Annotated in this window: 16 protein-coding genes; 13 read left to right on the forward strand and 3 right to left on the reverse strand. The window is 38.5% G+C overall.

Annotated features, from left to right (window positions below; translation table 11 throughout):
- Nucleotides 1-172 precede the first annotated feature (172 nt).
- Nucleotides 173-994 (reverse strand): ThuA domain-containing protein, encoded by an 822-nt coding sequence (locus tag G466_RS0109560; protein ID WP_034235187.1) that lies wholly within the window; start codon nucleotides 992-994, stop codon nucleotides 173-175.
- A gap of 183 nt (nucleotides 995-1177) precedes the next feature.
- The gene (locus tag G466_RS0109565; protein WP_026813463.1) at nucleotides 1178-2068 is read right to left on the reverse strand and encodes a helix-turn-helix transcriptional regulator; all 891 of its coding nucleotides are present in this window, start codon (nucleotides 2066-2068) and stop codon (nucleotides 1178-1180) included.
- Nucleotides 2069-2270: 202 nt separating this feature from the next.
- Here G466_RS0109565 and hemA point away from each other — a divergent pair, with 202 nt between their 5' ends.
- The 12 genes from hemA to G466_RS0109625 all read left to right on the forward strand — a co-directional run bounded on the left by hemA (nucleotide 2271) and on the right by G466_RS0109625 (nucleotide 12898).
- Nucleotides 2271-3527 (forward strand): glutamyl-tRNA reductase, encoded by a 1257-nt coding sequence (hemA, locus tag G466_RS0109570; protein WP_026813464.1) that lies wholly within the window; start codon nucleotides 2271-2273, stop codon nucleotides 3525-3527.
- Complete coding sequence (hemC, locus tag G466_RS0109575; protein WP_026813465.1) at nucleotides 3518-4432, forward strand: hydroxymethylbilane synthase; 915 nt, start codon at nucleotides 3518-3520, stop codon at nucleotides 4430-4432. The genes hemA and hemC overlap by 10 nt, the downstream gene beginning before the upstream one ends.
- 26 nt (nucleotides 4433-4458) lie before the next feature.
- On the forward strand, nucleotides 4459-5163 hold the full coding sequence (locus G466_RS0109580; RefSeq protein ID WP_034235196.1) for a uroporphyrinogen-III synthase: 705 nt from the start codon (nucleotides 4459-4461) through the stop codon (nucleotides 5161-5163).
- 90 nt (nucleotides 5164-5253) lie between these two features.
- The gene (gene hemE / locus G466_RS0109585; protein WP_026813467.1) at nucleotides 5254-6282 is read left to right on the forward strand and encodes a uroporphyrinogen decarboxylase; all 1029 of its coding nucleotides are present in this window, start codon (nucleotides 5254-5256) and stop codon (nucleotides 6280-6282) included.
- Between the two features lie 183 nt (nucleotides 6283-6465).
- Entirely contained in the window at nucleotides 6466-7242 is a 777-nt protein-coding gene (locus tag G466_RS0109590) for an EI24 domain-containing protein (protein WP_026813468.1), read from the forward strand.
- A 64-nt stretch (nucleotides 7243-7306) separates the two neighbouring features.
- Nucleotides 7307-8209 (forward strand): oxygen-dependent coproporphyrinogen oxidase, encoded by a 903-nt coding sequence (gene hemF, locus G466_RS0109595; protein ID WP_026813469.1) that lies wholly within the window; start codon nucleotides 7307-7309, stop codon nucleotides 8207-8209.
- 16 nt (nucleotides 8210-8225) lie between these two features.
- Nucleotides 8226-8402, forward strand: coding sequence for a hypothetical protein (locus G466_RS24110; RefSeq protein ID WP_169720748.1), 177 nt, complete (start codon nucleotides 8226-8228; stop codon nucleotides 8400-8402).
- 29 nt (nucleotides 8403-8431) lie between these two features.
- The gene (locus tag G466_RS0109605; protein ID WP_308427533.1) at nucleotides 8432-8842 is read left to right on the forward strand and encodes a YchJ family protein; all 411 of its coding nucleotides are present in this window, start codon (nucleotides 8432-8434) and stop codon (nucleotides 8840-8842) included.
- A gap of 65 nt (nucleotides 8843-8907) precedes the next feature.
- Entirely contained in the window at nucleotides 8908-9882 is a 975-nt protein-coding gene (gene hemB, locus G466_RS0109610) for a porphobilinogen synthase (RefSeq protein ID WP_026813471.1), read from the forward strand.
- A gap of 253 nt (nucleotides 9883-10135) precedes the next feature.
- Nucleotides 10136-11257: a CNNM domain-containing protein gene (locus tag G466_RS0109615; protein WP_026813472.1), complete on the forward strand. Its 1122-nt coding sequence runs from the start codon at nucleotides 10136-10138 to the stop codon at nucleotides 11255-11257.
- On the forward strand, nucleotides 11257-11730 hold the full coding sequence (locus G466_RS0109620) for a methylated-DNA--[protein]-cysteine S-methyltransferase (RefSeq protein WP_026813473.1): 474 nt from the start codon (nucleotides 11257-11259) through the stop codon (nucleotides 11728-11730). The genes G466_RS0109615 and G466_RS0109620 overlap by 1 nt, the downstream gene beginning before the upstream one ends.
- A gap of 454 nt (nucleotides 11731-12184) precedes the next feature.
- A complete protein-coding gene (locus G466_RS0109625) occupies nucleotides 12185-12898 on the forward strand; it encodes a 3'-5' exonuclease (RefSeq protein WP_026813474.1) in 714 nt (237 codons plus the stop codon).
- A 67-nt stretch (nucleotides 12899-12965) separates the two neighbouring features.
- Here the strand turns inward: G466_RS0109625 and G466_RS0109630 are convergent, their stop codons facing one another.
- A complete protein-coding gene (locus tag G466_RS0109630; RefSeq protein ID WP_026813475.1) occupies nucleotides 12966-13934 on the reverse strand; it encodes an endonuclease/exonuclease/phosphatase family protein in 969 nt (322 codons plus the stop codon).
- Between the two features lie 77 nt (nucleotides 13935-14011).
- Between G466_RS0109630 and hflX the strand changes: the two genes are divergently transcribed.
- Nucleotides 14012-15223 (forward strand): GTPase HflX, encoded by a 1212-nt coding sequence (hflX, locus tag G466_RS0109635; protein ID WP_026813476.1) that lies wholly within the window; start codon nucleotides 14012-14014, stop codon nucleotides 15221-15223.
- Nucleotides 15224-15703 lie beyond the last annotated feature (480 nt).

Consider the following 15703-nt stretch of genomic DNA (forward strand, 5'->3'; position numbering starts at 1 on the left):
AAGATATGAAAGGTTTTGGGATTGTTGACTGACATCTTAATCGTATAAAAAAATCCCATCCAAAAGAAGACTAAAACTATTTAGTATTCTTTAGTGGATAGGACTATTTTAAAAGATTGGTGGTTATTTAAAAAAAAGGAAAGAACAAGTCCTACCTATTCCTTTTCTACAATTAGTTAGGCACCTGTTTTCTACCTAAGCAGTATTCTATACCACCCACAAGGTGCTGCCTGAAGTTTAAGTCATCGTATGCTTCATCAGTGTGGCCTAAGCCCGTATAAAAAGCCCTTCCCCCATCATATTCATGGTACCAGGCTATAGGGTGATTGTCCCCATTTTCACCTCCTGTATAACTACTCTCGTCCAACTTCATCAATACATTTATGTCTGGATTAATATCCTTAAAATTATACCATTCGTCAAAATGAGTCCAAGTCTCCGCCAAATGCTCGGTAGCTGGATGGTTCTGATCTACTACCTCAATTACTGCATCTTGCTGTTTGGGGTGACTAATAAAATAAGCACCTACTAGCTTGCCATACCACGGCCACTCATATTCTGTATCAGCAGCAGCGTGAATACCCATGTAATTTCCCCCGCTACGAATATATCCTTCAAAGGCAGCCTCCTCGGCATCGCCCAAAACATCCATTGTAGTGTTCAAAAATATGACCAATTGATATTTTTTAAGATTAGCAGTATTAAATTGAAGGGAATCTTCTGTCTGTGTTACTTGGAAATTATTGGCTACTCCCAATTTTACCAAGGTAGCTACCCCTTTTTCAATGGAGCCATGCCGAAAACCGTTGGTCTTTGTAAAAACCAAAACTTGATCCTTATTCATTTTTGTCGCAGGAACCAAACGCTGTGGCTTAACTTCCGAATTAGTATGTAAATGGGGATTTAAAATCACCTCTTCTTCAATTTTGGCGCTACCGCATCCGATAACAAATGCCAAGACGATAAACGCCAAAGCAGGTTTAAAAACTTTCATATAGTTCTACATTTTACTTAATGAATGATAAATATCGATAAATAAATCGAAATTAAGGTTACTTTTTTACTCAATTAAAAAGACAATTGGTTGTAAAAAACCATAAATCAACTTAAATAACACAAAATCCCTCGCAAGACGTCCCAAGAAAATCCCATTGCACACTTCTTGAACGAGAATAGCTTAAACGTTGGACATAGACATCAGGTATTTTTTTGGAGTTGTACCGTACTTTTTCTTAAAGGCAGAAATAAAATGACTAGCCGTACTATACCCTACTTTTAGCCCTACTTCATTTACGTTATACTTCCCTGTTTCCAACATATTACGGGCATACTCCATCTTATAATCGAACAAAAAACTAAAAACAGTATCTCCATAAATTTGTTTAAAACCATCCTTCAACTTCTTTAAACTAAGCCCTATTTCTTCGGAAAGCTCCACTAAGGTTGGAGGTTCGGCCATACGGGAAATCATTATTTCTTTCGCTTTGCGAATTCGTCTTACATTGTCCTCGTCTACCAAAAACGGACATTGCTCCATATCGGTATCCCCAGTTTTATTAAAGTACAAGGAAATAAGTTCATATACCTTACCCTTTACATAAAGCTCTTTAATAGATTTATGTAAATTGTAATTCATAACCTGACTTAAAACTACAGCAATGGCTGGCGAGACAGGATCTTGAGAATAATACTTCTTATCCTTGTTCTCCGCACTTAGGAATGGGATATAATCGGCCTCCTTAGAAAATAGGGAGTGAAATTTACGAATGGTCATCACTACGGAAACCATCCAAGAATTAGGGTTTAATTCCAAATTAAGAGGCAAATCTATCTGGGTATTATAAAGTAACAAAGAATTTTCTTCGGTTACCTCCAAAGCATACCTCCCTTCATTAAAGATAAACTTGGCACCTCCTTTTAAACAGAAGTGAAATTGAATATGCGTACTGTCTATCTCTCGTGTAACTGTCTGACTATCAATACTATCGTTCTGGATTTTTAACAAGTAAAAACCTTCTTCAACAAAAACCTCCTCAAAGGAACCTTCAGCGATGTTTTTCTCTTCCATAATCTGTTTTTATATACGAATCTATTTAGATGCATTCTAAATAACATGGAGTAAAAACTCCTTCATTCCCGCTAAAATATAGCATTAGCGGCATTTATATACTAAAATAAGGTTAAAATACCATAATCGACACTTATTGTTCTCCTAGCGTTATTTTATTAACTTTGTTGCCGTTAAATTTGTGGCGCTCTGAAGAGATCTTATGAAAGATTATAATATTTCCAAACACAGTTCATTTTATGCGATAGGCCTTAACTATAAAAAGGCAGACGCAGTTATTCGTGGCAAATTCAGTTTGGACGAGAATGCGATAAACCGACTTCTTGAACAAGCAAAGCTAATAGATCTAGATGATCTATTGGTCACTTCTACCTGTAATAGAACCGAACTATACGGTTTTGCCCAACATCCTTTCCAATTGATAAAATTGTTATGCGATAACACACAAGGATCATTGGAGGAGTTCCAAGAAGTAGCCTATGTATACAAAAATAACGACGCTATTAATCATATTTTCAGGATGGGAACTGGATTGGACAGTCAGATTTTGGGCGATTTTGAAATTATTAGTCAATTACGTCAAAGCTTTAACAGATCCAAAAAGCATAAAATGGCCCAACCTTTTATGGAGCGGTTGTGCAATTCTGTAATTCAGGCGAGTAGACGTATTAAGAATGAGACCGAAATTTCATCGGGTGCTACCTCGGTAGCCTTCGCCTCGGTTCATTACATAATTAATACGATTCCCGAGATTTCGGAAAAGAATATTCTCCTGTTTGGAACAGGAAAAATTGGAAGAAATACGTGTGAAAACCTTATAAAGCATACCAAAAACTCACATATTACCCTCATTAACCGCACCAAAGACAAGGCGGAGAAAATTGCTGGTAAATTTAATTTGATCGTAAAGGACTATGGGGACCTACAAACGGAGATCCGTAACACCGATGTTCTTATCGTTGCTACTGGTGCTCAAACCCCTACCATTTCCAAGGAGTTGATCCACACCAAAAAACCATTATTAATTTTGGACCTATCTATTCCCAAGAACGTAGATGAAAATGTTACCGAATTGGATAACGTTACTGTGGTACATCTAGATCATTTATCGCAAATGACAGATGAAACCTTGGAGAACAGAAGAAAATATGTCCCTCAGGCCGAAGCGATCATAGAGGAGGTAAAGGAAGATTTTATCAAATGGTTGGAAACTAGGAAATTTGCACCGGTAATTAAGGCTCTAAAGAAGAAACTTAAAACAATGAAGGACGAGGAGTTGGATTTTCAGAGCAAGAAGCTCACCAATTTTAACTCTAAGCAAGCAGATATTGTCACCGAACGTGTTATTCAGAAAATCACCACGCAATTTGCCAATCATTTAAAGGACAAAGAAATTGATTCCGATACCAGTTTAGAACTTATACAACGAGTTTTTCAACTAGAAGTGGAATCGAAATGAAAACAATAAGAATTGGCACGCGCGATAGTCAACTTGCACTATGGCAAGCCCATACCGTACAATCGGAATTAGAGGCTCTTGGTTATAAAACCGAGATTGTATCCGTAAAATCTACTGGAGATCTATTGCTTAACAGACCCCTTTATGAATTGGGGATCGTTGGCATATTCACCAAAACCCTGGACATTGCTATGTTAAATGGTCAGGTGGATATTGCAGTACATTCCATGAAAGATGTCCCAACACGCCTACCGAAGGGAATTATACAATCTGCCGTAATGCCTAGGGCCAATACACAGGATATTTTGGTCCATAAGGATTTAGATTTTCTTAACGGTGAAGGCACCGTAGCCACTGGAAGCCTAAGAAGACAAGCACAATGGCTGAACAAATACCCTAATCATAGTGTTACGGATATACGGGGCAACGTAAATACCCGACTACAAAAACTACAGGATAATACTTGGAACGCGGCCATTTTCGCAAAGGCAGGCTTAGAACGCATTCAAGTATTACCAGAAAACCATATAGACCTGGATTGGATGATACCCGCCCCGGCACAAGGAGCCATGGTAATAGTGACCATGGAAAACGATACCTTTTCTACAGAAGCAGTACGGAAACTAAACCACCATCCCACGGAAATTTGCACCCATGTGGAACGAGAATTTCTTCAGGTTTTAGAAGGGGGTTGCTCCGCACCAATTGGCGCACTAGCTATCTTAGAAAATGATAATTTGCATTTTGAAGGAGTACTGCTATCGTTAGATGGGAAAGAAAAAATAGTTGCCAAAAAAACTATTCCTAGTAAAGACTATAAGGAATTTGGAAAAGCTTGCGCTTTAGAGGTCTTGGAAAATGGCGGCAAGGAAATGATGGTAGAAATTAAAAAGACACTAGCATAATCCATGCTCGGAAAAAATAGACATCCATGAGCATACGCCTTCTATCCACTAAAATTCTCAGTACGTCCCAAAAGGCCCTACTATCTAATAATCAATTCCAGTTGGTGGAGTATGATTCGTTAAAAATAGACCTCCTACATGAGGAGATAGACACGTCTTATAAACACATCATCTTTACCAGCCAGAATACGGTAAAGGCTTATTTAAAAAACTTGCAAAATAGCAACAACCTCAACGGAGAAGAAAGTATTAGCACTATCACTTCCCAAATTACCGCCTATTGTGTGGGGGAAAAAACAAAGGCCCTTTTAGAAGAATATAGAATTAAAGTAGTAGTTGTAACCCATTATGGGGCAGATTTATCCAAAATATTGGTGGAAAAGTTCGGAAATGAGTCATTTCTGTTCCTTTGTGGCAATAAAAGACGTTATGAGATACCGACTAGATTAAAAGAAAACAACATCCATTTTAAAGAGCAGGTGGTTTATGAAAATAGCCCCAATCCAAAAGCATTTACTGCCCATTTTAACGGTATTCTTTTCTTTAGTCCAACCGGGATAGAAAGTTATCAGATAAAAAATTCTATAAAAGACAGTATTGCTTTCTGCATAGGAACCACTACTGCCGCAGAAGCTAAAAAGCATACCTCCAATATAATAATCGCTAACAAACCAACAGTAGAAAGTGTGTTAGAAAAAGTAGTTGAACATTATAAATCTAAAATAAATTAATAGTCGTTCAATCCGCGAACCGATCTGTAGATGCTTGTTAAAAGCGCAAATAGTATTGAAAATGGAGAGACGGAAATTAAATCTTATACTATGAGCATAAAGAATGATTTATTCCTAAGAGCGTTAAAAGGAGAAACAGTAGAGCGACCACCAGTGTGGATGATGCGCCAAGCAGGAAGGTATTTGCCAGAGTTTATGGCTATCAGAGATAAATACGATTTCTTCACCCGTTGCCGAACTCCGGAACTTGCGAGTGAAATTACCGTACAACCTATTCGTAGGTATGGAATGGATGCTGCCATTTTGTTCAGTGACATTCTGGTTATCCCACAGGCAATGAACATAGAAGTGGAGATGAAACCCAATTTTGGTCCTTATTTGCCCAATCCGGTAAGAGATCAAAAGGGAGTAGACAATGTAATTATCCCCGATGTAAATGTGGAATTGGATTATGTAATGCAAGCCATAAAAGCAACCAAGGAATTATTGAATGATGATATTCCATTAATCGGTTTTGCAGGATCCCCATGGACCATTTTATGCTACGTAGTACAAGGACAGGGCAGCAAAACCTTTGATAAAGCCAAGGAATTTTGCTTTACTAACCCGGTAGCAGCCCATCAGCTATTACAGAAGATTACAGACACTACCATTGCTTATCTTAAAGCTAAGGTAACGGCAGGTGTAAATGCTGTTCAGGTGTTCGATTCTTGGGGAGGCATGCTTTCCCCAGTAGACTATCAGGAATTTTCATTCCAGTACATCCAACAGATCATTGATGCGCTAAAAGACGAGACGCCTGTAATCGTATTTGGTAAGGGATGTTGGTTCGCCTTGGGAGATATGGCAAAATCTGGTGCTTCTGCACTAGGGGTAGATTGGACATGTTCTCCAAAAAATGCACGATACCTATCTGGAGGTAATATAACCCTGCAAGGGAATTTTGACCCCCACAGATTGTTGTCGCCACCAGCAGAAATCAAAAAAATGGTTACCCAAATGATCAACGAGTTTGGGAAAGATAAATATGTAGTAAACTTGGGCCACGGTATTCTTCCACATATACCTTTAGACAATGCCAAGGCCTTTATAGATGCCGTAAAAGAATACGGAAACTAATAATTTTAATGGGGCGTATCCCTTTTTTGCTACCTGCAAAAAAGGGTCGCGCTTTCCGTTATATCTTTTATTTTTATACCGGCATCACTACTTAGGCCAGCTCTATACTAAGAAATCCATATCCTAGGAAAGCGTATAAAAATAAAAGGATGCCACTTTAATCGCTTACGCAAAAAATAGCAAATGATCAAAAATATACTAAATGGTATCAAAGCCTATTCAGGTACTTTTAAGATCATTTCCCTTCTTGGGCTTTGGAAATACTTTTGGATACCCATCCTAATCAGTATTATTACAGCGGCAATTATATTTTCTGCTGCCTACGGACTTTCAGATAATGTAGGGGTATTTTTCTCCCAAACATGGCCATGGGAATGGGGTAAGCAAACCGTCTTGATTATCAGTGAGATATTTGGCGGACTAGTGATACTAGTCCTAGGTTTTATACTGTACAAGCACTTAGTAATGGCCCTTTCTGCGCCATATATGAGCCCAGTATCAGAAAAAATAGAAGCCCACCTGCTAGGAAAGGACCTACATAGCCATAGAAATACCAGTTTCCTTCAACAGCTATGGCGCGGACTTCGCATTAACATGCGGAACTTGGGAATGGAACTAGTATTCACTATTCCCATCCTATTATTTGGACTTATCCCTGTTATAGGCTTGGCATCTCCCTTTTTACTTTTATTGGTACAGGCATACTATGCCGGATTCGGAAATATGGACTACACCTTGGAACGTCATTTTAATTATCGGGACAGTGTACGGTTTGTTAAACAGAACAAAGGATTGGCAATAGGAAATGGCCTCGTTTTTATGCTCTTCCTATTCATTCCTATTATAGGAGTAATTTTAGTTTTGCCGCTTTCCGTAACAGCAGCAACCACAAGAACTGTCGCCCTTTTAAACCCAAAAGAAAGCCAAAACCTACCAGGTAATAGCGACCTAGCAGGTTAGCAGCAACAACAATACCGACCTACAAGGTTTCCAAAACCTTGTAGGTCTCAAATACAAATAGAAAATGAAAAATAAATTTTACGCTTACATAGTTCAACTTCAAGATAAAATAACCGCCAAATTAGAGGAGCTAGACGGTACCGCCGTTTTTAAAGAAGACTTATGGGAACGTCCAGAAGGAGGTGGCGGCAAGACTAGAGTTATAGAAAACGGAGCTGTTTTTGAAAAAGGGGGTGTCAATATCTCAGCGGTACATGGCGCTTTGCCAGAAAGCATGCAAAACTATTTTGGAGTACAAGATGCCAATTTTTTCGCCTGTGGTTTAAGCTTGGTTCTACATCCTAAAAATCCAATGGTGCCTACTGTACATGCTAACTGGCGCTATTTTGAAATGTATGATAAAGAAGGAAATATTGTAGACCAATGGTTTGGTGGCGGACAAGACCTTACTCCCTACTACCTGTTTGATGAAGACGCCATACATTTCCATACCATTTGCAAAAATGCCTGTGACAAACACAATACTACCTTTTATCCCGCCTATAAGAAAAAGTGCGATCAATATTTTTGGAATACCCATAGGAATGAAGCCCGCGGAGTAGGCGGACTCTTTTATGACTACCTTAAAACCACAGACCAAATGAGCATGGAAGATTGGTATAATTTTGAAACCGAGGTAGGTAATAGTTTTCTGGAGGCATACGTGCCTATCGTAGAAAGAAGAAAGGATCTGCCCTATACCGGAGAACAACGGAATTGGCAAGAAATCCGTCGTGGAAGGTATGTTGAGTTTAACCTAGTGCACGATAAAGGAACTCTTTTTGGACTAAAGACCAATGGAAGGATAGAGAGTATTTTAATGAGCTTACCCCCGCATGTACAATGGCGATATGACCATCATCCAGAAAAAGGAAGCGAAGAAGAACGCTTAATAAACGTATTGACTCAACCAAAGGAATGGGTCTAATAAACGAAATAACCTCATGGGAAAGAAAGGAAAAGAAAAGAACACCCTGAACAAGGCAAAACATACCAAACAGGTTAACCGAAAGAAAAATAAGCTAAAAAAAGAACAGGAAACGCGAAAGGAGCGCTTAAAAGCAATTCTAACAAAACATTCCGACCAGCAGAAAAAAGAAGGTTCTGATTCATCTAGATAGGATTCCAAGTCTTTAATCGCGCTAAATAAGTGAAAACCACAAATGAAAATATCATGAACTGTCCTTGCGGAACCCAGAAACCCTATTCCGAATGCTGTGAAGTGGCACACAAAAATTTATCCCAAGTAGTTACCGCTGAACAATTGATGCGCTCAAGATATTCCGCCTTTGTATTGGCCAATGGCGATTATCTTATGGAAAGCCACCACAAAAGCAGCAGATCTTTAAAGGAAAAGGATTCCATAATAGCTTGGGCAAAATCTGTTAGTTGGATCCGCTTAGAAGTTTTGGAAACCACCAAAGGAAGAAAAAATGACTCCAAGGGCACGGTTACCTTTAATGCCTTTTTCTTTGAAAATGGCAAGGTGGACGTAATACATGAGAAGTCTAACTTTATAAAGGAAAACGGCATCTGGCAGTACCTGGGATTGGCCCAATAAAGCCTTACAAACCCTTACAGATTAAAAGTAGTTCCCTTATCTTTGAATAATAAAAATATATACATATGCACCCACTAATAAGAAATAGAAGACTCCGCACCAATGAGGCAATTCGCTCTCTTGTTCGGGAAACGATTATCACTCCAAACGATTTTTTAGTGCCCCTTTTTGTAGTAGAAGGAAAGGGCGTTAAGCAAGAGATTCCCTCTATGCCCAACTACTTTCGATTAAGTCTGGACCTGTTAGAGAAAGAAGTAAAAGAACTATGGGCAATGGGATTAAAATCCGTTCTACTATTTGCCATGGTTCCGGAGAATTTAAAGGACAACAAAGGTAAGGAAGCGGTAAACCCAAAAGGGTTAATGCAACGCGCCATAAAAACAATTAAAAATGCCTGTCCGGAAATGCTGGTAATGACGGATGTGGCTTTTGACCCCTATTCCTCTTACGGTCACGATGGTATTGTAGAAGACGGGATAATTATAAATGACGATAGCGTAGAGATACTAACTGAGATGAGCCTGAGTCATGCCGAAGCAGGAGCCGATTTTGTAGCTCCTAGCGATATGATGGACGGAAGGATCTTAAGTATCCGCGAGGCCTTGGAAGATGAAGGGTACACCAATGTGGGCATCATGGCCTATAGTGCAAAATACGCAAGTGCCTTTTATGGTCCCTTCAGAGATGCTTTGGATTCCGCCCCTGGATTTGGAGACAAAAAAACCTATCAGATGGACTATGCCAATAGGTTAGAGGCCATTAGGGAAACAGAAATGGATATTGATGAAGGCGCAGATATTGTCATGGTAAAGCCAGGACTCTGTTATTTAGATATTGTTAGGGAAGTAAGAAATCACGTAGACGTGCCGGTGGCGGTATATCAAGTATCGGGCGAGTATGCCATGGTAAAAGCAGCTGCAGAAAAAGGTTGGCTAGACCACGATGCTGTAATGATGGAACAACTGACCGCTATTAAAAGAGCAGGCGCCAATATCATAGCCAGTTATTTTGCTAAGGATGCCGTAAAACTATTGGGATAGAATAGAACTTGAGTGTCACTTCTAAATGAAGAGAATTCTAAATATAAAAGCCTTGAATACGCTTCAAGGCTTTTTCCATTTTATCCGGTTATAGCTTAAGTGATACTAAATACACCAGAACTATGTTTAGAAATCATAAAAGCAAAATTTACTCACCCAATTTAAACTCATATTCAATATATTTTAATCCAAATGCTACACATTGGCATATGATTATTATTTTATTCTTACTTTAGTAATCTATCCAACTTTTATGGGCTTACTTTTCTTTTTCGCATTTATATCCATTCTCTTTTCATTCCTATGTTCCATTTTGGAAGCGGTCTTGTTGAGTGTTCCTCAAACCTTTATCAATCTGAAAAAAAAGGAGGGAAAATCATATGCCATTGATTTGGAAACCCTCAAAAATGATGTGGACAAACCCCTAATTGCCATCTTAACTTTAAACACTATAGCCCATACCGTTGGCGGTATATTAGTTGGAGTGCAGGCAAAAGTGGTGTATTCTGAACTCTATGAAGACTCAAAAATATCATTTTTCGGTATAGAATTTACCGAGGGTGCAATGGTAGGTTTGGTATCTACAATTATGACCATCTTAATTCTTGTAGCTTCTGAAATAATCCCAAAGACCATTGGAGCCACTTACTGGAAACAACTAGTAAACTTCACTACCAAAACCTTAAAAATCATGGTATGGGGACTAAAATGGACCGGCTTGTTATGGATATTGCAACTCTTCACTAAACTTGTAGGGAACAAAGGCATGGAAGGAAGCGTATTAAGCAGGGAAGATTTTACTGCTATGACGGATATTGCTCATGAGGAAGGGGTATTTCATGAATCGGAGTCTACTATTATTCGAAACCTCTTAAGCCTTAAAGAAGTCTTGGTCAAAGATATTATGACCCCTAGGGCGGTAATGAAAATTGCATCCGAAAACATCAGCATAAAAGAGTTTTATGATGCCAACCCAAAAATGGTTTTTTCACGGATTCCAGTATACAGCCAGACCATTGATAATATAAGCGGTTTTGTACTTAAGGATAATATACTGGAAGAAATTATTCGCAATAATGGGAGCGCACCACTGTCCTCCATAAAAAGGGATATCTTGGTGAGCAATCGTAGGACCCCCATCCCAGAACTTTTTAAAACCTTTATATCCAAAAATGAACATATAGCATTGGTAGTAGATGAATACGGTTCTCTTAGCGGAGTGATAAGCATGGAAGATATTTTTGAAACCTTACTGGGTTCGGAAATTATGGATGAAAACGATAGGGTTGAAGACTTACAACACCTAGCACGTAAAAACTGGAGCGAAAGGGCAAAAAAATTAGGAATAACAGAAGATAAGAATCAGGACGAATAATGGAAACCGCCTTCATAAAAACTCCACTAGGGGTTGCCAAATTGCAAGGCGATGAAAATGGCTTAACTGATATTTCCATCTTAGATGGCGATGAAAAATTGACCGATATTATACCTGAAGTTTTAGAGGATGCCGTATACCAGCTAATAGAATACTTTGAAGGCAGTAGAAAACAGTTTAGCTTGCAATTAAACCCTCTCGGCACCAAATTTCAAAAAAACGTATGGCAGGCCCTGGAGCAAATTCCCTACGGTAAGACCACCTCCTATCTGGAGCTTTCCAAAACCTTAGGTGATCCAAAAGCGATAAGGGCGGTAGCATCGGCCAATGGAAGAAACCCATTATGGATCGTAATCCCGTGCCATAGGGTTCTTGGTAGTGACGGATCACTGACCGGTTATGCAGGGGGATTATCACGAAAGAAATGGCTTTTAGAGCATGAAAGTCCGGCAAAACAACAGTCTCTCTTCTAAAATCTACCAACTACTTAGTCGGCAACCACCAAAAATAACACACCAATTTTAGGAATTATCAGTGCAATATCGGTACTATCTGCATACCATGAAATTTTCTACAAAATCCATTTCTATACCTATAGTCCAGACCGACCTGTTAGTCGGTTTTAAACTTTTAACTGTTATTAATGGATAAAGAACTAAAGCATCAAAAAATGGGGTTTTGTTAAGAGAAGTTGATTCAGTCAGAGGTTCAAAATCAGCCAGAACACATGGCACAGCCTACACCCTTAGATATGGATTTCAAAGTATATATCTCATGTGATTTAGTAAGTAAAAATCGACAAGCAAAAATATTCGAACAGAGATGGTAAGGGCATTAATTCCAAGTTTACACATTTCCAGTGTTATTCGAAGTTTTGAACCTAATTCATTTTTGTATATTACCTAACGTTATAAAATAACCCACCCTATGTTACAAAAACTAAACTTGGAACATATTCTCTTTTTGGATATTGAGACCGTTCCAGAACAGGAAAATTTCAATTTGTTAGAGGAGGCGAAACAAGAACTTTGGGAACAGAAATCCAAATACCAACGAAAGGACGATTACAGCGCGGAAGAATTTTATCACCGCGCTGGAATTTGGGCCGAGTTTGGTAAAATAATTACCATTTCCGTAGGGTATTTTAAAATTAACGGGTACCAACGGAGCTTTAGAGTAACCTCTTTCCACGGGGAAGAATGCAACATCCTAAAAGAATTTAAAATATTGTTGGACACTCATTTTAGTCACCCTACACATCTACTCTGCGGACATAATGGAAAGGAATTCGATTTTCCCTATATCGCCAGGCGAATGATCATTCATAAAATTGCATTACCTGAAAAACTAAATCTATTTGGTAAAAAACCATGGGAAATTTCACATTTAGACACCATGGAACTATGGAAATTTGGCGATTATAAACACTATACGTCCTTAAAACTTATGGCCAATGTTCTTGGTATTCCCTCCCCAAAAGAAGATATAGATGGGAGTATGGTGAAAGAGGTCTACTACCAGGAGAACGACTTGGAGCGAATCATTAAATATTGTGAGTTAGATGTTATCACCACAGCGCAGGTCTTTTTAAGGCTGCGTGGAGACAACCTATTGGAAGAAGATGAGATTAAGCGCGTTTAGGATTTAAAAATCAATAATTACCTCAGAGCAAGCCTATATTAATGGAGTTAAAGTATAAACTACTCTATCAATTTAGCTCCAACTGCACATAAACTGGAAAATGATCGCTATAACCTCCATTATATTTTTCCCCTACATAGGTTCTAAACGGCTTGCCTTTATACCTGCCCTTAGATTCCATTAAAAACGACTTGTCAAAAATATCGGCACTAGAAAAGCTGTGGGTTCCTTCTTTATAATTAAAAAAGTTATGAGAGATCAATATTTGATCAAATAGGTTCCAAGACCTTCTATAACTAACACTTCCACGGCTAGGGGAGCGCAAGGATTCCATTGGATTATATAACTTTCCTATATTCACAAGTGTCTGTATGCTGTCCGAGCCAGGCCCATCATTAAAATCACCCATTACAATGTAATTGGGATCCTTAAACTCCTCCTCAATAAACTCCATATAGGAAATAATTGTTTTGGCAGCTGCAATCCTCTTATAATCCGTTTCGTGGTTACCAGTTCTTCTGGAAGGCCAATGATTCACAAAAACATGAACCATTTCCCCATTCAAAATTCCATGAATATACAGAATATCCCTTGTAGCCTCTTTATCTCCCTTGGCAGGTATAATTAGCGGTATAGGAGCAGACTGAATAACCTTAAAATGATCCCTATGATAAATCAGAGCAGTATCCATACCTCTATCGTCGGGAGATTTGTAATGTACATAGTCGTAGTGATGTTCCTTTAAAGGCTCGGTTTCCAATAGTGCTTGTATTACGCTACCCTTTTCTATCTCCGCAACACCCACGAGCACTGGAGGCTTTCCTGTTGCATCAAACCCAATCTTAGGAATGGTCGCTGCCAATTTCTCCAATTTTCTATTATACCGTCTTGTGGTCCATTTCCTAGATCCATTAGGAGTGAAATCTAGATCCAGTGTATTTTGATCCACTGTGGTATCAAACAGATTCTCAAGGTTATAAAACGCAATAGTGTACACGTTTTGCACCGATTTCCTATTAAAAATCGAAAAATCCATCTAAATCGTTTAATGGAATGCTAAATTAGCAAAACCCTTCCCAACTATTCATTAGATTTGTATATATAAACAGATATATGCTAGAGAAAAACACTATAGATCATGAAACAGCGGTTCTTATAGGAGTAATGAATAAGGACCAAAATGAAGAAAAAGTAACTGAGTATTTAGACGAATTAGAATTTCTTACCTATACCGCAGGTGGTGAAGTCCTTAAACGTTTTGTACAACGTATAGACCTCCCCAACCCTAAAACCTTTATTGGTAGTGGGAAAATGCAGGAAGTAGAGGCCTATGTTAAAGAAAACGATATTGGATCAGTTATTTTTGACGACGAACTTACCCCTGGACAGCAACGGAATATTGAAAAACAGCTGAAGTGTAAGATATTGGACCGCACCAGTTTGATATTGGATATATTTGCCCAAAGAGCGCAGACCAGCTATGCCCGCACCCAAGTAGAACTGGCCCAATACGAATATTTACTGCCACGCTTAACAGGATTATGGACCCACTTGGATAAACAAAGAGGGGGAATTGGTATGAGAGGTCCTGGAGAGCGGGAAATTGAAACCGATAGACGAATTGTACGTGACCGTATTTCCTTATTAAAGCAAAAGCTAACCAAGGTAGATAAGCAAATGGAGACCCAGCGCGGAAATCGTGGGGCCTTAGTACGTGTAGCCTTAGTTGGATATACCAATGTTGGTAAATCTACAATAATGAATGTGGTAAGTAAAAGTGAGGTTTTTGCTGAGAATAAACTCTTTGCCACCGTAGACACCACAGTAAGGAAGGTGGTTATAGGTAACCTCCCCTTTTTACTAAGCGACACGGTAGGATTTATTAGGAAACTGCCTACACAGCTAGTAGAAAGTTTTAAAAGCACCTTGGATGAAGTTAGGGAAGCAGATCTTCTTTTACATGTTGTAGATATTTCCCATGCCAGTTTTGAAGATCATATTGAGTCTGTAAACCAAACTCTGGCGGAGATTAAAAGTAGTGATAAAAAGATCATTATGGTCTTCAATAAGATAGACAAATACAAGCATGAGACTATTGATGAGGATGATTTAGTTACTGAAAGGACAAGTAAACACTTCACCTTAGAGGAGTGGAAGAAAACTTGGATGAAACGTGTGGGGGATAATGCTATATTCATATCGGCTATTAACCAAGAAAACTTTGAGGATTTCAGAAAAAGGGTCTATGATGAGGTAAAGAATATACATATCACTCGATTCCCATACAACGATTTCTTATATCCCGAAAATTTGGATGAGTATTAACTATAATTTCTAATAAAGAATAGTTGTTGGTCGATAGATTTAGACCCTTTATTCTACTCACCACAACTTGAAGGACTTTCACAACATAAATTGATATAAGCCACAGTTAGCTGCTATCTTTACATTGTATTTATGTAGTAACATTGCCCCCAAATTGTGTTATTGCTTTAATATTCAAAAGTCCTTTTTCCCCAAATTGGCACTTAATATAAAAGAAATTAGAAATTCCAATTTCAACTGAACTCCTACTTAACCAACCAAAAAAAACCCCTCTCCAGAGGGGTTTTTTATAAGTATTTCTAGACTAAATCTCCCTCGATTTATCTAAAAATGTAACTTATCACAAAATTGATCTCAATAATTAGTTGCAATAAAAAAGCCCTCGAATAGGCGCATTCAGAATTGACGCAACTGCTTGTTTATCAGGTATTTAATTCGTATATTTAGATATAATAAAACCCCGAAAACGAGTCTCTAGCT

This window comes from Arenibacter certesii DSM 19833 (assembly GCF_000429545.1).
Lineage (GTDB): Bacteria > Bacteroidota > Bacteroidia > Flavobacteriales > Flavobacteriaceae > Arenibacter > Arenibacter certesii.

Bases quoted from the DNA above. Each gene is read 5' to 3' on its own strand.
- G466_RS0109560 (WP_034235187.1), bottom strand. From the start codon at position 994: ATGAAAGTTTTTAAACCTGCTTTGGCGTTTATCGTCTTGGCATTTGTT.
- G466_RS0109565 (WP_026813463.1), bottom strand. From the start codon at position 2,068: ATGGAAGAGAAAAACATCGCTGAAGGTTCCTTTGAGGAGGTTTTTGTT.
- hemA (WP_026813464.1), top strand. From the start codon at position 2,271: ATGAAAGATTATAATATTTCCAAACACAGTTCATTTTATGCGATAGGC.
- G466_RS0109580 (WP_034235196.1), top strand. From the start codon at position 4,459: ATGAGCATACGCCTTCTATCCACTAAAATTCTCAGTACGTCCCAAAAG.
- hemE (WP_026813467.1), top strand. From the start codon at position 5,254: ATGAGCATAAAGAATGATTTATTCCTAAGAGCGTTAAAAGGAGAAACA.
- G466_RS0109590 (WP_026813468.1), top strand. From the start codon at position 6,466: ATGATCAAAAATATACTAAATGGTATCAAAGCCTATTCAGGTACTTTT.
- hemF (WP_026813469.1), top strand. From the start codon at position 7,307: ATGAAAAATAAATTTTACGCTTACATAGTTCAACTTCAAGATAAAATA.
- G466_RS24110 (WP_169720748.1), top strand. From the start codon at position 8,226: ATGGGAAAGAAAGGAAAAGAAAAGAACACCCTGAACAAGGCAAAACAT.
- hemB (WP_026813471.1), top strand. From the start codon at position 8,908: ATGCACCCACTAATAAGAAATAGAAGACTCCGCACCAATGAGGCAATT.
- G466_RS0109615 (WP_026813472.1), top strand. From the start codon at position 10,136: ATGGGCTTACTTTTCTTTTTCGCATTTATATCCATTCTCTTTTCATTC.
- G466_RS0109620 (WP_026813473.1), top strand. From the start codon at position 11,257: ATGGAAACCGCCTTCATAAAAACTCCACTAGGGGTTGCCAAATTGCAA.
- G466_RS0109625 (WP_026813474.1), top strand. From the start codon at position 12,185: ATGTTACAAAAACTAAACTTGGAACATATTCTCTTTTTGGATATTGAG.
- G466_RS0109630 (WP_026813475.1), bottom strand. From the start codon at position 13,934: ATGGATTTTTCGATTTTTAATAGGAAATCGGTGCAAAACGTGTACACT.
- hflX (WP_026813476.1), top strand. From the start codon at position 14,012: ATGCTAGAGAAAAACACTATAGATCATGAAACAGCGGTTCTTATAGGA.